This is a genomic window from Halobellus inordinatus (genome assembly GCF_024498335.1).
Classification (GTDB): Archaea; Halobacteriota; Halobacteria; order Halobacteriales; family Haloferacaceae; genus Haloquadratum; species Haloquadratum inordinatus.
In genome coordinates this window covers 54,936-75,047 of sequence record NZ_CP101825.1, presented here as the reverse complement: position 1 = coordinate 75,047, position 20,112 = coordinate 54,936, and the positions used below count along the sequence as shown (strand labels likewise).

At 54.7% G+C, this 20,112-nt stretch carries 12 protein-coding genes and 1 pseudogene; 11 read left to right on the top strand and 2 right to left on the bottom strand.

Annotation, left to right across the window (positions count from 1 at the left end; all coding sequences use genetic code 11):
- Positions 1-85 precede the first annotated feature (85 nt).
- Positions 86-3,622, bottom strand: a complete 3,537-nt coding sequence (locus tag NO362_RS00265; RefSeq protein WP_256545687.1) for a type IV secretory system conjugative DNA transfer family protein — start codon at positions 3,620-3,622, stop codon at positions 86-88.
- 1,209 nt (positions 3,623-4,831) lie between these two features.
- Here NO362_RS00265 and NO362_RS00260 point away from each other — a divergent pair.
- On the top strand, positions 4,832-5,677 hold the full coding sequence (locus tag NO362_RS00260) for a DNA-binding protein (RefSeq protein WP_256545686.1): 846 nt from the start codon (positions 4,832-4,834) through the stop codon (positions 5,675-5,677).
- 1,119 nt (positions 5,678-6,796) lie between these two features.
- Positions 6,797-7,807 carry a transcription initiation factor IIB gene (locus tag NO362_RS00255; protein WP_256546648.1) on the top strand — a complete coding sequence of 337 codons (1,011 nt, stop codon included), beginning with the start codon at positions 6,797-6,799 and terminating at the stop codon, positions 7,805-7,807.
- Here the strand turns inward: NO362_RS00255 and NO362_RS00250 are convergent.
- A pseudogene (locus NO362_RS00250) lies at positions 7,792-8,025 on the bottom strand (cell division control protein Cdc6); the annotation flags it as partial. The gene NO362_RS00255 and the pseudogene NO362_RS00250 sit on opposite strands and share 16 nt — an antisense overlap.
- A 630-nt stretch (positions 8,026-8,655) precedes the next feature.
- Between NO362_RS00250 and NO362_RS00245 the strand changes: the two are divergent.
- The 9 genes from NO362_RS00245 to NO362_RS00205 all read left to right on the top strand — a co-directional run bounded on the left by NO362_RS00245 (position 8,656) and on the right by NO362_RS00205 (position 20,083).
- Positions 8,656-9,810: a hypothetical protein gene (locus NO362_RS00245; protein ID WP_256545685.1), complete on the top strand. Its 1,155-nt coding sequence runs from the start codon at positions 8,656-8,658 to the stop codon at positions 9,808-9,810.
- 522 nt (positions 9,811-10,332) lie between these two features.
- Complete coding sequence (locus NO362_RS00240; protein ID WP_256545684.1) at positions 10,333-11,535, top strand: orc1/cdc6 family replication initiation protein; 1,203 nt, start codon at positions 10,333-10,335, stop codon at positions 11,533-11,535.
- A gap of 478 nt (positions 11,536-12,013) precedes the next feature.
- A complete protein-coding gene (locus NO362_RS00235; protein WP_256545683.1) occupies positions 12,014-12,319 on the top strand; it encodes a hypothetical protein in 306 nt (101 codons plus the stop codon).
- 269 nt (positions 12,320-12,588) lie between these two features.
- Positions 12,589-14,013, top strand: a complete 1,425-nt coding sequence (locus NO362_RS00230; protein WP_256545682.1) for a DUF8186 domain-containing protein — start codon at positions 12,589-12,591, stop codon at positions 14,011-14,013.
- Positions 14,013-14,849, top strand: coding sequence for a hypothetical protein (locus NO362_RS00225; protein ID WP_256545681.1), 837 nt, complete (start codon positions 14,013-14,015; stop codon positions 14,847-14,849). Before NO362_RS00230 ends, NO362_RS00225 begins: the two co-directional genes overlap by 1 nt.
- Positions 14,849-16,096 carry a TrbL/VirB6 family protein gene (locus tag NO362_RS00220; RefSeq protein WP_256545680.1) on the top strand — a complete coding sequence of 416 codons (1,248 nt, stop codon included), beginning with the start codon at positions 14,849-14,851 and terminating at the stop codon, positions 16,094-16,096. The genes NO362_RS00225 and NO362_RS00220 overlap by 1 nt, the downstream gene beginning before the upstream one ends.
- A complete protein-coding gene (locus tag NO362_RS00215; RefSeq protein WP_256545679.1) occupies positions 16,093-17,106 on the top strand; it encodes a TraC-like domain-containing protein in 1,014 nt (337 codons plus the stop codon). Before NO362_RS00220 ends, NO362_RS00215 begins: the two co-directional genes overlap by 4 nt.
- Complete coding sequence (locus NO362_RS00210) at positions 17,103-19,184, top strand: VirB4 family type IV secretion system protein (protein WP_256545678.1); 2,082 nt, start codon at positions 17,103-17,105, stop codon at positions 19,182-19,184. Before NO362_RS00215 ends, NO362_RS00210 begins: the two co-directional genes overlap by 4 nt.
- Positions 19,181-20,083, top strand: coding sequence for a phage NrS-1 polymerase family protein (locus NO362_RS00205; RefSeq protein WP_256545677.1), 903 nt, complete (start codon positions 19,181-19,183; stop codon positions 20,081-20,083). The genes NO362_RS00210 and NO362_RS00205 overlap by 4 nt, the downstream gene beginning before the upstream one ends.
- Positions 20,084-20,112 lie beyond the last annotated feature (29 nt).

Genomic DNA, 20,112 nt, shown 5'->3' with positions numbered 1-20,112 from the left:
ATTTGCAAGTCTTCACTTATCGGATCGTACGCTGTCGTTCGATCGGATGAGCAATCAGTTGCAAATGCTACTATAGAGAAGGCGATTAGTCGTCCTCAGGAGCACTCATCTGATCACGTAGCCACTCTGCTGGATAGACAGCGGTCAGTCCGGGCGTCTCAATTCGGAACTGTTGTGGAGGCGTCGTCTTTGCATACGTCTTCGTGACGCGTGGCTCTCCTTCGAGCGGATCATTGAGTGCTTGCAGGACTGCGTGTCCGTCAGCCTGTTTCATCACCACCCAAATCGCCTCGTCGACGTCACAGGCAGCCATTTTATCGAAATCAACCGGGACCGCACGCGCCACGTCGTTATTAATCCGTTCGGCCTCTACAGCCACTCGAATCTCGCCTGCATCGTCCAACGCAGCAATATCGAGACGATGTTGATCATCTAGGTCATAATATGGAACCACCTCAACAACAGCCGACTCCGGATCTGCTACATACTCGTATTCGAGATATTGCCGTGCGACTTCAACCGCAAGGACGTGCTCGCTCGATTCTTCTAAGTCGCCTGCACCGTGGCCATAATCGACACCTTGGCGGTAGCTTTCGCCAATGACGGTTCGGCCCTGAGGTGTCACCGTATACAACCGGTGTGGGTGATCCGTATCGTGGCGCAAGAGGTCAGCATCAATCAGATCCTGAATTGCATCAGACCCGATCCCGATGTACTCTTGAATTCGGATCATCGAATCGGAGAGCAGATCATACTCGATGGGATCATACCGCAACTGCTGTGCGTTATAGACCGCCTGCATAAACATTAGCTGATACTCGGAATACTCTGAGACAGCGCGTTCATCAGGCGTGAGCTTTAGATGGAGATCACAGATGGGGACGTCATCGCGATCAACATCTTCGAGTGACGAACAGCAGGCAATCGCGCGCTTCATCCCGGTGATATCTGGATCATATCGGTTCGAACACTCCGTGCACCGCAATGCGTGACTGGCCCCCGAGTACTGGACCGTAGGTGGCATCCGATTCGTGTGGGGGAGGGCGGAATCGACTCGGAGTTGTGTGTCGGGTTCCTCCTCCGTCTCATCATCTGGCGGCGTATTGGGCGACTCCAGCACTAATCCCGCCTCGATTTTAGTCCGCATTTGGACGTTGTCGATTTCTGCACGAACGGTGCGCTTCTCAGCCACTGTAAGTGGGTGTGAGCCTGCTGGATCTCCAGGTGGTGGGGCCAATGAGCCAATCAAGAAGGGTCGCGGTTCAGGGGCGTCGAATCCTGCAGGGAGGCTCACCAGCCATTGGCCTCGTCGAAGTGCTCGGAGCCGGTTCCCCACCGCTTGGGGGCTCATTTCATCGGTTGCTAGTCGTTCAGCGAGGCGTGTATCGACCGGGACGTTCCCCGTGACAAACGTCGAGATATTGTTGAGGACTTCATCATAGACGTCATCCGTTTGGCCGCGCAACTGTGCGGGAAACTGCATTGCGAGTGTGATCGAACAGCCAAAGCCACGCGATTGTGCCAGGAGTTGTTTGAGCAGGTCTGACACCGCAATACTCGCAGCCTCTTCGAGATAGACGTTCACCAGTGGTCGAGACTCACTCCCGCGTCGCGCGCGACGGCGAAGTGCCGTCCAGAGATTCGAGAGAATAACCAGTGTGAGGACGCGTTGGGCTTCGGTGCGAAGTTCGCCTGTATTGAAGATGATGACGACATCGTCGTTGAGATACTCTGCGAGATCGAAATGCGCATCATCTGCCCCGGGCACGTGATTAAACACGCGGGCCAGACGCTGGTCGACCGGGATTTTCTCCATTCGGTTTGCGACACCCTGCATAATCTCGTCAAATGAGCGTGCACGGTTGGCGACGACACCTGCCAGCATCCGTTCGAGATCTGGATCTGACACGGCCGGTGCCGCCTGGCGTTCGTGCATCTGTCGGACGGCGCTGTGGAGATCACGGTGTGAAAAGGCCTCATAGCCACTCACTGGGTCGAACATCGCTTTTACCAGATAGCGAATGATATCGGGTGAGCGAACCGCCTGGTCGAATCGGTCACGGCCCATAATCTGGGTGAGGATCTCGATATAGTGATCAACGGTATCTTCAACGGCGGTCGTACGGGGGACACCCGCCTTGAGCTCATCGCGAATATCGAAGAAGGAAAACGCCGGCAGCATCTCCGCACAGTCGAAATACAGAACATTATCGAGCGTGCCATAGGTGGCATAATGCGCCTGCAGATAGTCGATCGCCATTCCATCGCCCTTTGGATCAATGAGGATGTCTGCCCCGCCTGTCGCGCGATGATTGCCTAATATGGCGTTGATCAGACTCGTTGATTTACCCGAGCCGGTCTTCCCGAACCAGCCAACGTGTAACGGCTGCAGTGTGGGCGGAAGCGTAAGGGGCTCTTCATCAGGTGTCCCATCCTGTGTGAGTGGCCGTCCAAGGCGCATTCCCTGCCCGCGATAATTCGTGAGTTGTTCGAATGGTGGGCGGGGGAGGGCGGTCCGCTCGCCTGGCGTGGGTGCGACTGCCCGTGCCCCAGCGGCCGGGAGGGCTTCGCCACCAAGCACACAGAAACTCGGTGCTTCGCTTGCGTCAGCGACGATCCCACGACTGGTATTTGTGACCCACGGCAGTCGGGTTTTGAGGCGCTCATATTTGGCTGGAATGAAGGTTCGATCACGAATGGCTTCGAAGATACGGTGGGCGTCATCACCCGTTTGGATTCGCCCCTCGATATCATAGCTCGTCTGACTGACCTCAGTGAACGCGGCAGCGAGTTCTGTGATGGCCTCAGTTGCGTTGGTTTCGCTCGCCATAATGCGTGCATTCAGCTCAAACGAGCGCCGTGTGTCACGGGCCTCTAACTCCTCGATGCGGACCTCATCTCCTCTCGGAAGGGGAGCGTCTTCATCAGGTGAGCCGAAAATCACGTTACCGAGTTGCCCTCGTAGCGTTTCGTGATTTGCTTCGATCGCAACGCGCCGCGTTTCAGCGCGCCCAGACCAGTCTGGCTTCGGTTTGAGCAGTGCCTGATACACCATCGGACACTCGTGGGTTGCCATCGTTTCGATGACTGTCGCCAGTGGCAGACGCGTCTGCTCGTCTTCGTGAAACGCGGAAAACGGTGTGAGTTTCGTCTGCCAATCACCGCGTCGCTCAGCGTGGCCATATAGTTCGACAGCTGCCAGCGAACGTTCTCGCTTCGGAAAGAGACGATGAAGAAACCTATCAGTGCAGGTCTTGCGCTCGATCTGGTAGGCGTTTGGAAAGAGTCCACGAAGGAGGCGTTCGAGGGTATCGAGTTGGGTGGGATCGTCAATCCCGAATGCATACTGGATTGAGCCGTCTGCTCCTCCGTCAGAAATGAGGAGGCATTCGATGAGTGGAATAGAGGACGCGTGAAATAGACGGTAGTGGAGTCGGGTGTTCTTTTCTTGGCCAAGTCGGTGCAGCCTTCGGAAGTGTGTGGTAATTGTCTCTGGACTCAGCGGTTCGTCGGCTGGCCGCACATAGAGATAGCTTCGTGCCGTGTCGATGGGAACAGGGAGTGCATCAGACGCAGGCAGATCCGCAGCATCGGTGTCTGTTGGTGGCTCGGATGGCGACATTGATACGTGAGTCACACGTTGAGACCGTGTCTCTCGACGCTAGCCACTATACTTGAGGTAATAAGCACCAGTTATACTGGATTGATAGATGGTTTTGGTGTTGTTTTGTTGGCTCTACTCCCCCGCGACACCTCTTCTGATAGCTGTACGCTTACACCACAGAGATGCGGCAAAACAATCGCACGGGTTGTTCTAGGCCTCCCGGATGACAGGGCGAATGGAGCGCACTCTGTCGGCACAGCTTGCTTGGGACTGGATGCAAGCAAGGGCCCCAAGCAAACTCCACGAGTCTATCTTATTTTTGGCTCTTCGAGTAACAGAGGGCGTTTGACCTTAGAAGCCTCTTATTGTGAGGGTATCTCACTCTCTGGAGTTAGGGTCGGCCCGCTGTCTGAACCATTCTCAGGCCCACCGTGAATTGTCTCGGGGGTCACGTCCCGGGCACTCTCCCTTGACGTCTGCAGATATTTCTCAGACGTCGACTCTTACTTTTCCACATACGGCGACCAAGCCATCTGCTATTTGCTGGCTGCCACTATCACTCTTTGAGGGATACGTGGGTGAAGTGGGTGGTTTGAAAGAGTGAGAACCGGATGTGCCTCTGAAACTCCCGCAATTATGACGAAGAACAGATACGTTGTAAATCTGTTGCACTGTTTAAGTTAGTGTATAGTTGTGGAGAACAGTATTGTGATCTCTCTGGAAGCCCCCGGGCGCTCGCCGGCTGTGCCTCGCTGCGGTCCTCGGACGGCGTCCTGCGGTCCTTGCGTCGTCTCGCTCGGCGAGCGCCCGGCCCCTTCCAATCCCACCCGTCGATTTCTCGGTATCGACGCATTCGGCGGTGTTCGATATGTCGTCTGAGCCGTTTTCTGGTTTCGTGAACGCCGTCTGGGTCCCGGCTGGTTCTTTGTTCGAATGAGGGCTCGCCCCGCTCGCCTTGCCGCACCCCAACGCGCTCGCCCCAGTGGGGACGCCAGCAGGTTAGTCGGGTGCCGAGTACCTCGACACCAGACTAACTCCGCTGGCCGCGCGTTGGCGGTGCTCTCGGCGCGCGTGTCTGGTTGCTTTGTCATATACACGCGCCGCTCGCGCCCACAGGGCGCTCACGAAGGCGCGAGCGGCGCGTGAAGATGTGTCTTCGGTGATGTAGATGAAACCACGAGTGGAGTCGTGGTTGTCGGACGTCGTGAAACGCCCTTGGAGACTGCAATGTCACATAGGAACCTACGTAGCGAAGAAGTTTCGGTTGATGAAACGAGCGAAATCGAATATGAACGTGTAGAGCGTGCAGAGTTGCGGCCGTCTGTCGAGCAGTCGATTCAGGCGAAAGTTGATCTGACCCATCCAGATGCACAACCTGATGGACTGACGCTTGCAGCTGAAGAACGATTGAAAGCACGCGAGTGGGAGATCGAACGGACGCGGGTTCGATTTGATCGGCGGCAGACCTCGGATCGAGAAGCACGGTCACGACAGAGTGCGACGCAGGTGAGTGTTGAACGTCGGCGTGAGTTCGGTGAGCGAGCGGGATGTGTGAATCGGTGGCTGGATCCGAGTCAAGTAGATCCCCGAGCGCAGTTGTCGCGGTCGGAATTAGGGAGCGTCAATCGAGAAGCCGCGCGGCTGGCGGAGAAGTTAGATCGGTGGTCGCGAGCAGCGATTAGTCGGCGATTGGCTGAGCGGGTCGTCGACGGAACGTCTCTGCTGAGTGCGGTCGTTGGTGTGTACGAAGAGCTCCGACAGGCTCCTGGACAGGTGATTCAGATTTCGGATATTCGGGCGGTTCGACGACCAACAATGAGTGTTGCGGGCACGGTAACCCAACTATGGGAGCCAAGCCATTCGAAGATCGCGCAGGTCGGTCTTCTCGAAGACGAAAGTGGGCGTGTCAAATTCACGGTCTGGAAGCGGTCAGATGCCCCGTGTGTCAAAGAAGGGGAGACGGTCGTGTTCTCAGATGTTGCACCAAGCTGGTACCAAGGACGCGTCTCGATTGCTGTGACGGGGTGGAGCCGGCTTGACTTCCCAAACCGCGGCCAGTGGTGGAAAGCGTAACTCCTTCGTCGCTCATTTTTTTTGCTGCCAGTCCCTCCCCAGCCGTCGTCCTCGCGTCGCTCGGACGCCCCTCGCGCGTCCTCGGTGCTTCGCACCGATTCCTCACGCGCCCCCGCTTCGGAGATGGTGCCGTTGACGTATCCGAAGTATCTGGGCCGACTGTTCTCCCCTTTGGCCGGGTAGTGTGCTTTCGGGACGAATTCGAGAGTATGCAGTTCCGTTTTTGGAGGTCGTTATTCTAGAACATTAGGCGGCTGGTAACAATCCCGGTAACCGAAAAGACGTACAGTATGCTTGTCGTCATCGTTGTCTTTCTGCTCGCGTGGTTGCTGGGGACGCTGCTCATCTGGGCGCTCCTGTATGGATTTGGTGAGAACGAATATCGAGACCAAGTGACGTAGCTAGTCGGGGATGACCATACACGGACTCCTGAACAATTCTCGAACCTCTCTGGATTTTTTTATCCGCCCCACGCAAGCGTGAGGGCGTATTCAATTGCCCCCTCTGAATCCGAATGGCACACGCAGACAGCTCTCGACAGCGGTATCGACCTGCATCGCTTCCCTTCGTTCTGAACGGGCACCATCTCCTTTCGGTTGTTGAGTTCCTCCCCGGCAGGGAACCGACAGACTACGATCTCAAGCAAAATGAGAAAGAACAGTACCGAACGCGATACTGGCGGTGCGAACATTGCAAACAGGAGCGAAATAGTCGCGCCGAATTTCGTGATCAGTGCACGGTCAAGCGGCCACTTACACCACTCGAAAAAAGCGACTACGACATCAATGAACCGCGCACCCGACGCGCACTACTCGAGGAGATGGAGATCGACTTCGGTGACCGTGGTCCAATCTATCACGTGAAGAGCCAAAGTGGTGCATCGTACACTGTGGATGTGGCAGAACGAACGTGCACCTGTCCCGATCACACCACTCGTGAGACGGTCTGTAAGCACCTTCGTCGAGTTGACCTGGATATTCTTATCGGGCGGGTTCCACAGCCGGCTGGAACATTTGTGCGGTGAGTAAGTTCTGCTACCTCGTATTGCTTCGACTTCTTTGTCGAAATAGAGACTTCCTGATTTCCCATACCGAGTGTTAGTCGAACTTCTTGGCCGAGATGAACTATTTTTATCGCCCCTTACAGGTGCGGGGCGACCAATCGGTGGCCTCGAATGAGACAATGTCCCTGAGAGACATCTACGAACGGAGCTTCGATGAAGAGAGCGGGAAAACAATCAGTGCGACCACGTGCCCGGAATGCGATGGTCAGCTGGTCACTGCAGATGGCGAGACGAACTGTATCGAGTGTGGCCTCATCGTCGCCTCGGATCCGATCGATTACGGCCCGGAATGGTCGTCAACCAGAGAATATGCGGTCAATCCCGAGCGAACAGGGGCGCCTGTCACACCTGCACGGCACGACCGCGGCCTCTCAACGGAGATCGGTTTCGGGAACGACTCCGGTGGCAAGCCATTATCAGGGCGAAAGCGCCAACAGATCTCGCGACTGCGAACACAGCATATCCAGGCCCGTTGGGGCTCGACGAGCAAGCAAAACCTAGCGTATGCCTGTCTCGAAATTGCGCGGATGAGTAGCGCACTGGAGTTTCCGCGATCACTGCGTGATGAGGCGTGTCAAATCTACCGCGCGGCTCGACGAAACAACCTCATTACTGGCCGCTCAATCGAGAGTCTTGCAGCAGGCAGTCTCTATGCTGCGTGTCGGTGTCGTGGGCTTCATCGCTCCTCAACTGAGATTGCGGGTGTTGCGCGGTGTTCGCTCGATCACGTACGGCTCGGCTACCGGGTGTTGAATGCCGAACTCGAACTTGAGACGAAACTCGTTAGTCCGGTCGCTCAGATACCGCGACTCGCGGCCGGGTGCGAGGTGTCCAATCGTGTCCAACACCGAGCGATCGAACTTGCACACACTGCTGAGGAGGCCGGTCTTGCGAATGGACGCAGCCCATCTGGAGTTGCGGCAGCGTGTTTGTACCTCGCTGAACAGGAATCGGGAGGGACGACTACTCAAGCAGAGATTGCGACACTTGCAGAAACCACACCAGTAACGCTTCGCGAACGCTATTACGAACTGCAGGAGGTGCTTGACGAAGTATCTCTTGAGTGACCTGTCTCACTAATCCCGATGACATCGAGCGTACTATCGGTAACTTTTCCAGCCTCAACAGCACGCGAGAGTTGCATTAGAACGTTGTCATCCTCGAGTTTGTCTATTTCATCGAGGATAACGATCCCAACATCAAGCCGCGTATCGAGAATCACCCACAGACGCCGATAGTAATCAGACGTACTCACTCCAGTATGGAGAACTGTGACGTCTGTCTGAGAGACCCCACGTTGCCGCTGTAACGTAGGCCATATAGACAACACTCACACCCCATATTGCCGCTGTAAGAACTCGCAGTGAAGGGCGCTCAGACGACCCGCGCCCCTATCGCTCTCACTCGAACTGTGCACTAGTTCGTAACATCCTTGGTCAGTGTGCGTTCTCCGCAGCGAAACTCTGGAAAGCGGGACACGGTTATATCCAACAGCGGTGGGACAAAGACGTCCCAGTCTCTGACGACGGCAACAGCCTGACAGGGACCAGAAACAGAGTGACCGACATCCGCGCCTGATCGTGATCTGGAAGAGTCAGGTGTAGAGTAGGACGACAAGCACAACTAGCTCTGACTCTCTAGAGTGTTCCAGTCGAAAAGGCATCGCAGGGCGCCATAGTAGAGTGTATCTGACCTACTTCGCCTCGATCCTGCATACGATTGGGTCAGAGTACGGCCTGCGCTGGCACGTTGCAACCGCGTGGAGGAGTACGCGCCCTGCGAACACGGATGTATCTGCAGAGCGTGCCGTGCCACTCCCTGGCTCCACTTAATTGCCAAAATCCGGGGTAGCACCCGTCTGTTTTTGAGCGCCCGCAAGGGTGCGGGCGCAAACAAAGATGTGCCCAAGTAAGCGATGAAAACTCCAGAAACTACAACCGTGTTTGCGGGTGTCGATGGACGGTCGAACGCACAGCTGCCAGCGTGGTACCAGCAGCGTATCCAACCCACCGAGGTTATTTCCTTCGCAGAAGCGATTCGAGAACTTCCAAGAGCAATCGAGACGACTGTTGCATACCACAATCCACAGACAGGCAACTGGGTCCCGACCGAGCGCTTCAATGCTCTAGTTGAGCCAGAGCGCCTCCAACACGGGCAGACAAGTGATGCCGAACAGATGGATCCACTCTTTCACATCCCGACGGATTCCTACTCGATCATTAATCCAGTCGACGTGTACCAACCGCTTGCGGACGTATTGCGTGAGGAATCGATCGATGGACAGTCTCTCGAGGAGATCGTATTCGGAGAGATCCGACAATACCGCGGCGGTGGGGAAGTCCATCTGGACATTCTGTTCGATGGACTCTCAGTGGAGTTACCGGAGCGACGGCAGCCGATCACAATGGGCGTTACTTCGGGATATGATTTCTTTGGCGGACACGCAGTGTACGTTGAGGGATTCGCGCGCGATAGCTACTGTGCAAATTCGATTCGGCAATTAACTGATCGCGAGACGATCAAACACGTTGGTGATGTGCGTGACTTCCAGCAGTGGTGGAATGCGATTCTCGAAACCCTCGAACTCGTGAGCAACGACCTATTCGCATTCATTTCAGATGCGTCTGAGATCGTCGTCGACTTCTCCGAGGTGCCATTTGGCGTGGCAGAGTTCTATGAACTTCTCGAATTCCCCTCATACCTCGCCGACCACGCGGCGAGTGATGCCCGTAGTGAAACTGCAGATCCGTTCAAAATCGATATGTGGACACTCCACTCCGGGGCGACGTATGCCTTGACGCATTTTTTCTCTGGAAAGGAGGGCTCTGCTCTGGATCGGTATGTCCGAATTGCAAATGAGGTCCTATTCAATCCGGACCGGACGATCCGGACTGTTGAACGGACCTACGAGCGAGAAGCAAACAATGAGACGGATCGGGCGGGACAAACCGGTCTTGAGAGTCAACTAGCGCTAGCGCAGATTGAACGAGTCAGCAAAGACGTCCGTGAGAAAACGGTCCAATTTGAGGACAGAGAAGCGACGTTGCGAGAGCGGTTCGCGTCTTCCTAGACTCTCATACAACGCTTGGAACAGACTCTGGCTTGTCGTCGCTGATGGCCATTCTACAAGTCGATAAAAAAATGAAGTTGCACTTACTGTTTCAGTTCTGCGGTCTCAGCAGGTGAGGCTTCTCCAGACCCCATCGTCGCACGGTGCTATCGGCGAAATTTGTCCCTCAGATAATTCGTGGTGGGTAGCTCACGGCTCCCAGAGAGAGTACGTTTCGTTTGTCTTTCTCGTGTGTATGAGGCGCCCAGAGAGTACATTTCGTCTGTCTTCGAGAGAGTTTTACCCGGATGTGTGTCAAGTTCACAGTCTAGCGATAGTAGCGTTTTCCAGCCCCATTCAATCGAGTCTGCGTGTGGTCAAATGCTATCAACTGCAAGTATGACGATACAGTCAAAGAGTGGATTTCGTCTGTCCTCTGGAACGTAGGAGCTGTCTAGTTGGTTTTGCGTGCGATGTCTGAGACAGACGAAACTAACAAAAAGTGGTTTTAAATATATTCGAATAGACCTAAATGGTAGACCAATGGCAGGGCCATTTAGTGATATTGAGCGGTCGATTTTTGCTGCCAAAGAAGTGCTCTCTGAAGCCCACCAACCTGATCAGATTCTCGAACGAGACGAGGAAATCGACGAATACCGTCACGCCCTGCAGGATATCCTCTTTGGCCGTACTCCCCAGAATATAATGTTGTACGGGAAGGCAGGGCTTGGCAAAACGGCAGTGACGAAATATATGATGGAAGCGCTCCAAGCAGAAGTTACAGAGCGCCCAGATGCTGAAGAGTTACACGTTCACGAACTGAACTGTAATGGAAAGACAGTCTATGCCGTCGTCCGCGCGCTCGTCAACCAAATCCTTCCCGAAGCCGCGAGTGAATTTCCGAAGCGAGGACTCGGAACGGCCGACGCGTTTGAGGAACTCTACAGCCAACTTGATCGGCTCGGTGGGACACATCTGATTGTTTTTGACGAAATCGACCATCTCAATGACGTTGATACACTTCTGTATGAACTTCCTCGTGCAAGATCAATCGGTCACATCACGAACTCGAAAGTCGGCGTTATCGGAATCAGTAATAACTACACGTTCCGACAATCGCTCTCTCCGAAGGTCAAAGACACGCTGATGGAGACCGAAATATCGTTCAGTCCGTACGATGCAAGCGAACTCCGGGCAATCCTCGCTGACCGTGTCGATCGTGCATTCGTGGATGGCGTCTGTGAGGATTCAGCGATTGCCCGAGCGGCAGCGATCGCAGCGAAAGACCGGGGGAACGCACGCCAAGCAATTGACCTTCTGCGAGTCGGTGGGGAAGTAGCGAAAAATCAAGGTGACGACTGCGTTGATGACACGCATATTGTTGAGGCACAAGAACTCGTTCAGCGTGGACGGTTGCGAAACCGAATCAGAGATCAAACACAGCATGCCCAGCTGCTACTCGAAACTCTCGCATATATCGAACAACGTAAGCAGTCACCAGCTCGTTCGAAGGCGATCAAAACCCGATACGAAGACGTCGCAGATTCTCACGCTGTCAATCCTCTCACAACACTCAAGAGCATCCAAAATCACCTTTCGGACCTCCATATGCTCGGATTTCTGCAGCGGATTGGCCGGAATCACGGCGAGAGTGGTGGGCGGTACTACGAATACAGTCTTGACCTTGACCCACAGATAGTTCTTGATGTGAGGCGTGACATTGAGGCAGAGCGCAATCCACGTTGATCCTTGGACGAAGACAGACGAAACGTACTCTCCTTCACGTGGTAGGTAACTCCTTGGAGTCGCCTGGTGAGACAGACGAAATGTACTGTGTCTCTTTTACCGGCTGTCAAGGCGAATACCCCGGCCTTGACCCCGAGTCTGCGTCGGCAGAACCCTTTTCATTGATGGTTTCAGAATGGTCACAGTCGTTTGCCTTGCTATACTTTCATTTGGGAGATGATACGTGGGGTTGATTTAATATGCGGATATAATATTAGAATCAGAGTCTGAATACCAATACTTTTGTACGATTGTTTCACTCTATAGCCCGGAATTCAATAGCTCACTACTAGCGGACGACACGATCCTCTGGGGTGGGAGTTTTCCAAAAGTAATGTGTGAATCTGCCGACCCGGCTTCAGACCCGGACCGACCCGTTCGTATCGCCTCACTAGCCACGATCTCCCGAATCACGTTATTTGCAGGACTTACTTTGAGTGTGGTCGCCGTACAACCAGCTCTTGCTCAATCTAGTGGTACTGCGTTCTGTGGGACCGACATCGCACAGACGATCAAGAATATCTTTACGCTCATTCAGTTCGGCGGGCCGCTTATCGGTGGCGTCATCGCCCTCGGGACGACAGTCGCATTGCCGACTGTGCGGCGATCCGATCTCAAGAAGGAACTCAAAGAAGCCCGCAATCAAGCGGTCGTCTGGGGTGTGATCGTCGCGCCTCTTGGAACCGCGATTGTTGGTTTCCTTCTCAACAACGTCGTTGCGGGTGGCGCAAGTTGCGCGTTCTGAGATCTGTTCGTGGCGTGCTTATTTGCACGTTGGCGGTGCTTGCACTCGCAAGTCTCGTACCCACCACAACTGCACACCCACCAACGAAGCCTGAGCACGGGTTCAATGAGACGACCTATTGCTCACTCTGGGCGGGCGACGTCGATGCTCCGAATATCACCGTGTTTGAGAGTCGAACGGCGAATACGAGCACTGGAATCTGTGGGCTCGCCGTAGGGACAGATATTCCGCTTGACGAACCTCCGAAAGCCGTCGAACAATGGAATCGGATGGACCTCCGCGACTTCCCCGAGACAGATGCCAGTCGGTCGATCCACCCATCCGATGTCGAGCTTCGAGAGGGGGTGTTTATCAAGGATGCCTACACTGCGGTTTTCGCGGTGCAGCCCTCAACGCGGGCACGCGTCTCGCCTGAGATGCAACCACTCTATGTCGCTCGCAATGGGACCGTTCTTGGAACAACAGATTACCGGATTGCCGTTCCGCAGGATGAGGAAGACGGATCCTCACGTGTTGAGTGGGAGCTTGTGCGTCACGACATCGTCGAAACGCGCCTCCTGATCGACGATACGGTTATCTCCACAAATAGTGGAGATCACACGCACGCGCACGCATACGAGTTAGAGGGGCTTGGAGGGCAACCGCACACGCTCACGCTTGAATCAGATATCGTAGTCGGATTCCAGAAGCAGACAGCCGTTTGCACGCAGTCAAACAATAGTGAGTGCCTTCGCTGGTCGAGTTCAGTGGCCTATCCGACGGAGACAGTGACCGTTCGTGACCGTGTTGCGGTCGTCGCCTACGATCTCGAGGTCTCGGGATTTACCGCCCGGTACCCTGATGGTGATCTCGGACTGGTCGTGTACAAGAACCAGCCGTGGCTGGGGTATTCGCTTCCGAACGGAGAGGTCAGAGGTGTATGGCGCTTCTACGCGGCCCGGGACTCAGGCTGGGACACGCTTGTGACAAGCACCGCTGGTCGAACGACCACACAGCATTCACCTATCCACCCACTGCAAGTGAATGCGTACCCGATTGAGTCAGGGCCGACTGTCTCTTCCTCTCAGAATCTGACTCTCTTGGAGGTGGCCGGCCGCGAGACACAGCCACCAGCTCTTCCAGCGAATGTTGAATTAGATTCCCTTACAACGCCCTATACTGCCAGTTTCAGTATCGCAACGCGAGCGGAGACAGCTGTCTTCGGTATCGAGGATGTGACCGCCGCTGGATTAGTTCAAGGTGTCCAAGCCCCGGCCGACCCGGACTCGTTCTCGTCCATTCAGATTCATCGAAGCAATCTCTCACTGCAGGCTCTGGACGTGACTGATGAAACGGTAACTGTTCGGGTGACGCTTCGCGATCAGCAAACCGGTGAGCCAATCAATACAACGGGCCGTGAGGGCTTCATCGTTCTCCAGGACCAGCGCATAAACACGAGTGGGGATGGAACGGTGACGAGGACGATTGCGAGACCAGTCGGTGGTGTCTCTGCTCGATATGAACCTGGTCGCTGGTGGTTTTCCACGCCCGGATACGTTGGTGACTCCGATATCGTCTATCCGCGTGGGACGGTCCTACAGTTACTGTCGTCCCTCTACCAGCTCGCGATTCCCATCGCAGTGTTTCTCTTTGGCGTGTTCATTGTCGATCGCATCACAGGCTGGCGTGTCTGGCCACCTTGGAGGTGGCTCTGATGGGTCTTGAACCATTCATCTCGCGTCGTGGCTTCCTCCGCGCAGGGGTCCTTTCAGGTTCGCTGGCTCTTGCTGGCTGTCTTGACGGAAGTGACCCAGTGTTCCAAGAGATCTCCTTTGAGGAGTCTCATCTTGTGGTTCGATTACACGATGAACACGCGGTGGAGCAGCTCAACCTGATCGCACCTGATGGCAGTATCTTTTCGCAGAGTGCTGTTGCAACCGGTGCAACTACCGTCCGGATTGAAATGTTAGATCTGCGAGAGGGGCTCAGTAGCTATGACCACTATACGCCTGGTAAGTATGAACTCGTAGCGATCCTTCCCGAACGAACAGTCACACGTGAGCTTGACCTGCGACCAGAACTGCAAGTCGTTGATGTTCAGCAGCGTCCGGACGCAACGAGCCGGAGCGATTTCGCTCAGCTAGAAGTCACCATCGAGAACGTAGGGACTGCCTCAACGTGGGTCTACGAATTCGCATATCGGGGAGTTCCAAGCCGAAGAGTGGAGGACAGATTCTTTTTCGGTCCAGGGATTCCTTACCTCAACAAACCTTCACAGCCTGCTGAGATTATCTTAGGCCCCAACGAAACGCAAACGTACGTTGGAACCGGGCTTCCATTACTCTTTGATGCGGAAAGCGTAGAGTCGTGTTATGAGGTTATTGAGGCCACAATTCTCGTCGGTGTTGCTTCCGGTGAGGTGATTGAGAAGTCAATACAAATCTCAATGGACGGGGAGATCTTACTGAGTTCTCGTAATGAGTACGCGTGTACTGACCTCTCCATTCAGCTAATTGAAGATAATACTGGTTACTCAGGAGACGGTACTTGATGAGCGCTCTTGGTGATGTTATCGAGGAAGCGTTCAAGCAACTTCTTCGGACTCTCTTCGGTCCTATTGAAGGGCTCATTGAAAAGCACGCTAACACATTGCTTGAAACTGTAGTCGGAACACCACACCCAGACGCCGTGTTCAGTCGACCGACAAACGGCGTGTGGCCCAGCCTGTATGATTACTACTGGGAGTCGCTGATTCCACTTGCACTTCTGCTCTGGGGACTTTCAATCGGGCTCGTCATTTTCTTCGAGACGACGAGTCATCTCTTCGGAAGCTACCACCGCTCAAAACTCAAGAAGCGAGCGTTTTCTGGCCTCCTTGGCATCCTGCTGTGGTGGTGGATGGCTGCCCTGTCACTTCGATTGATTGAAGCACTCACTGGCTTTCTTGTCCCCGATTTATCCGATATTTCGCTCTTTCAGACTCTGTCCTTCAGTGCACTCGGTGCACTTGGTGTAGCTATCACGATGGCTACCGACCTCGTCTTATTTGCTCTCATCGCAATTCTGTACTTTGCGCGTGAAGTGATCCTCTATCTCTTTGTCCTGCTGATGCCGCTTCTCATCGCGTTGTGGATCCCCGGAGTGGGTCCACTCACACTCGTCTCCAAGTTCGTGAAGCGCCTAGCCGGATTCTACGTCCCATTTCTGTTTATGACCGTCCCAGTTGCACTGCTGTTCCGGCTTGGAGAGCTCCTTGGTGAAAACTTAGACCTGACTGTTGAAGGTATAACTGCGTGGCTCGCTGCGCTCATCATCCCCATCGTGGCAATTGTCTCCCCATTCATTCTATTCTGGCAAGCCGGCGCGCTCTTCTTCACGCTTGACCGCGCCTCGAATCAGGTCTCACGACATCAAGCACAGCGTCGGGCTGCCCGAACCAAGGCCGCCGGACAGACTGGCGTCCACCACAGCAAGAATTTCGCCCGTGGGCTTCGCGGCGACAGCGCTATACAGGCGGATGGAACCCGTGTCTTCGGAGCAGGAGGCTCTCGGGCAAACCGTGCTGGCCTCAGACTTCGGTCGCGCGCTCGTGACACTGGTGGTCGGGTTCGTGAACAGATCGCTCCAGAGCAAGATGGAGGGACAGATACCGAGCGCTTTGGCGCGCTCCGGAGCCGACTCTCACGGTCGACATCACAGCAACGCACTGGGAACAGTCAGACGAAGAGTACAGGAGATAACCAAAGCCGTGGCACTCAGTCGCCGCGCGATGAGTCACAACGCGATACGGAACGATGAGTACACACGATCCAGCAAAGCGGATTCCTAAATCACTCGGTACAGACGCCAAACTGTTCGGCACCTACACACTAACGGATCTTGCCGTCGCCTTATTCCCAGGCGTCGTCGTGATTCTCCTCACGCAAGTCCTCTTGCCGTCTTCGGTGCGTCTCGGTGGCTATCAGCTCCAGACGTTCACACTCCCAATCGCAGGACTGGCGATTCTGATTGGGGGTCTTTTCGTCTATCTGACGCCCTCGTATACGACAAGCCTCGAGTGGTTTGGGACGTTCCTTGGTTACCACCGAAGTGACAAGGAAATCGCACACGAGGACGCCAAGCAGTATACGCAGATTGAGCGCGTATATCCCAAGCAGAATGCAATTGAGCGAACGGATGGGACACTCGTTGGATTGGTGCAAGTTTCCTCACCGACGATGGCACTCGCAACCGATGCTGAATGGGCTGCGAAAGCCGAGGCTTTCCAAGACTTTTGTAACACAGTCGTGGAGTTCCCGATCCAGATCTACTCGACGACCGAGGAATTTCCTGCAGACGAGTATCTGTCGCGGTACGAATCTCGATTAGATGACCCTGATGTGAAGTCGAATCCTCGTCTCGCGTCGTTGATCGAGCACTACGTTGCGTGGTACGCTGCGGATCTGGATGAGCGTCGAATGACGATCCGCGATCACTACATAATCGTCTCTGTGCGGCCCAGAGAGGTCCAATTCGATCACGAAAGCCTCACACAGAAATTATCGAACGTTCCGGTGCTTGGGCTTTTGATTCAATCGTGGCTTGCTCCCGGTGTTCAAGCACAGCAAGCAGCACAATTCGATGCACTGGACGAACGGCTTCGACGGATTACTTCTGGTCTTCGTGAGATCGAGGGCTGTAACGCACACCGGGTTTCGGCAGTCGACGCGGTCGAAGTGATCGGTGCATTCTGGACGGGCGAGACACCAGCATATGGAGACCTATCTCGTGTGTTGCGGACGCGTCCACTCGTCCGAGGTGAGCAATGATTCGAGAGTGGATTCCGTTCTGGGACTCGGACTCTTCAGAAGAGCCAATAGCTGAATCCGAGCGTGGGGATAGTGCGCTCACAGACGAAGCACCAGCGGGGGTTTCTGTCGCATATACTCCAGAAGGGGATGACCTTGGGACGATTCCCGATATCCATCAAACCGTACTCAGTCCCTCAAGTATTGAGCGGACACCCAGTGCGGTTGCCACGGGTGAGACGTGGGCTCGGACGCTGTGGATCGGGGAATATCCTGATGCACCTGTCGATGGCCTCTTCGAGACGCTGTATTCTACGGCTGAAACCCGCAATACAGATATCAGCATTCATCTCGACCCTCGCGATACGAATCGGACACTCGATTCGCTTGAGAACCAAATCGAAGACCTCGAAGCGGATCACGAATATCTAGCTGAGAAACACCGCGCCGGTGCTCGTGGTGTCCGGAAAGACTTGGAAGACTATCAGGCGATGTACGACGTCCTGCGGAATACCTCGATGAAGGCGTTCGATACGTCGATGTATCTTACAGTGCGCGGAGACACTCCTGACGAGATTGCGTCAAATGCGGTCGCAGCCACTGCGCGTCGCTCTCCCGCGAATCTGACGCCCGTAACACCACGCTGGGCGCAACTTGACTCCCTTATCTCGGCCAGTCCCGTTGGTGTCGACCGACTGAATGACACACTAGATACGCGGACGCCAATCTTGGGCGGCGCTGTTGGGGCGATGTTTCCGTTTCTTGCAGGGACGTTTGCAGAGCCGGGTATCGAATACGGCACCTACGCACTCAATGAGAGTCCGTTGATTCTCGATCGATTCAACCGCGAGACCGGCTACTGTACGATGGTTATCGGGAAACTCGGGGCTGGAAAGTCCTTCTCAACGAAGTTGCAACTCGTCCGTCGAGCGATGTATGATTCGGATACGATTCTCATTATGCTCGATCCATTGGAAGGCTTCGCCGGTGTGAATGCAGCCCTTGGTGGGGAACGCATCACGGTAGGGGGTACGCGTGGTTTCAACCCGCTTGATTTGCAACCCACCCCATCAAACGTTCTCACAGAGGTTCCTGATCTGGATCCGTGGTCCGAACAGATAGCATGGGTCCTGACCTTCTTTGAAACGTTCTTCGAGCACGTCGCCACGAGTCCATTAGCTCGTCGAAAGCAGACTCTCAGACGAGCGATTCAAGAAACCTATGAACGGCAGGGAATCACTCGCGATCCCGCTACGCATCACCGACCATCGCCTACGGTTCGTGACGTTATCTCAGTACTGGAAGATCTTCTTCGCACACCAGAGAACTTCGGCTATCTCACGGAAGGTGAGCAACAGCGCGTTAGCACCGATGCACAGTCGTTGCTGACGGATCTTCGGCCATCGTTCCGTGAGGGCGGAGACTTGGCTAATCTCGCAGAGCCGACGGAATTCGACCTGCACTCGAAAGTGATCTATCTCGATCTGCATCAAGAAGAGGGGACTCGTGGTCGCTCAGAGACGGGGCTGATGATGCAAGTGCTGTTTAATGCGGTGTACGAGCGGGCCAAGGGAACAGACAAACGGGTTGTGTTTGCGATCGACGAAGCGCATTATCTGATGAACGATGCCACCTCACTCGGATTCCTTGAGACTGCTGTTCGACACAGTCGGCATTACGATCTCTCGTTGCAATTCATTACGCAGACTGGAGGCGAGTTCGCGTTGACACCGGAGGCGCGAACCATCGCAAACCTTTGTTCGATGACGCTGATTCATCGCGTTCAGGAAGAAGCAGACAAGCTCGCGGAGTGGTTTGGCCTCTCCGACCGAGAAGTGAACTGGGTCCGGACAGCGAAAGCAGGGAATGACGAAGATGGCTACTCGGAAGCCCTCTTGGGGATTGACGAAGAGGGGTGGTTCCCGCTTCGCGTTCGTGCCAGTTCGTTTGAAGCAGCGAGTCTCTCACAAGGTCGAGGCGAGCAGCGCGATGAAGCAGATGAGATGACTGAGAATTCAATATCGGATCTGGGAGGGCATACGTCGACAGTCGATCAGCGAACGAATGGCTCAGTTCTTTCTGAGGATGAGGTGATATGAACCCGAATTCGATTCCGATCCAGCTTCGCCACTGTCCCCAGTGGGTCTGTTGGGCGTCTCAAAATAGAAAGGGAAAACAGACCAAAGTGCCGGTCGATCCCACTGGCGGTGACTTTGCGTCGACGGCCGATCCAGATACGTGGGGCACGTTCGATGAAGCGCTCAGATCCGCACGCCAACCCGATATCTCGGGTATTGGCTTCGTGTTCACTCGCGATGACCCGTATGTTGGGATTGATCTTGACGACTGTCGCAACCCAGGAACAGGTTCCCTCTCCAAAGATGCAATTGCGATTCTTCTGCGTCTCCACTCATATACGGAGATTTCTCCTTCAAAGACCGGACTACACGTGATTGTTCGGGGTCAGTTACCGGACGGGCCACGGCGTCACGGTAGTGTAGAAATGTACGACGAGAGCCGGTTCTTCACGATGACAGGGATACCGTTGAATGGGACTCCAAATCAGATCTGCAAGCGTCCTGCTGCTGTTCGTGCTGTTCACCGACAGTATGTGGCTGTCTCGTCGTCATCGGGTTCGCCAACTTCGTCACCTGCCGAAGGAATGGATCGAAAACTGTCCTATACCTCTGAGATGGATGATGATGAGTTGATCGAAAGAGCACGGAATGCAGCCAATGGTGAGAAGTTTGCAGCCCTCTGGGACGGTGACGTCACTGGATATGCCAGCCATTCTGAGGCAGATATGGCGCTCTGTTGTCTACTGGGTTTTTGGACAAACGGCGATTCAGTTCGTGTTGATCAACTCTTCCGGGAATCGAGACTGATGCGGGAGAAGTGGGACGACGTCCACTATGCCGATGGTGCAACCTACGGCGAACGGACTGTTGAACGAGCGTGTCAGTATGTTTCCGAAGGATATGCCGACGCTGAGAACTGACACATCCGGTGTGCCGTCCGTATGAAGCT

Bases quoted from the DNA above. Each gene is read 5' to 3' on its own strand.
- NO362_RS00240 (WP_256545684.1), top strand. From the start codon at position 10,333: ATGGCAGGGCCATTTAGTGATATTGAGCGGTCGATTTTTGCTGCCAAA.
- NO362_RS00220 (WP_256545680.1), top strand. From the start codon at position 14,849: ATGAGCGCTCTTGGTGATGTTATCGAGGAAGCGTTCAAGCAACTTCTT.
- NO362_RS00210 (WP_256545678.1), top strand. From the start codon at position 17,103: ATGATTCGAGAGTGGATTCCGTTCTGGGACTCGGACTCTTCAGAAGAG.
- NO362_RS00265 (WP_256545687.1), bottom strand. From the start codon at position 3,622: ATGTCGCCATCCGAGCCACCAACAGACACCGATGCTGCGGATCTGCCT.
- NO362_RS00215 (WP_256545679.1), top strand. From the start codon at position 16,093: ATGAGTACACACGATCCAGCAAAGCGGATTCCTAAATCACTCGGTACA.
- NO362_RS00260 (WP_256545686.1), top strand. From the start codon at position 4,832: ATGTCACATAGGAACCTACGTAGCGAAGAAGTTTCGGTTGATGAAACG.
- NO362_RS00225 (WP_256545681.1), top strand. From the start codon at position 14,013: ATGGGTCTTGAACCATTCATCTCGCGTCGTGGCTTCCTCCGCGCAGGG.
- NO362_RS00230 (WP_256545682.1), top strand. From the start codon at position 12,589: ATGGACCTCCGCGACTTCCCCGAGACAGATGCCAGTCGGTCGATCCAC.
- NO362_RS00245 (WP_256545685.1), top strand. From the start codon at position 8,656: ATGAAAACTCCAGAAACTACAACCGTGTTTGCGGGTGTCGATGGACGG.
- NO362_RS00205 (WP_256545677.1), top strand. From the start codon at position 19,181: ATGAACCCGAATTCGATTCCGATCCAGCTTCGCCACTGTCCCCAGTGG.
- NO362_RS00255 (WP_256546648.1), top strand. From the start codon at position 6,797: ATGAACTATTTTTATCGCCCCTTACAGGTGCGGGGCGACCAATCGGTG.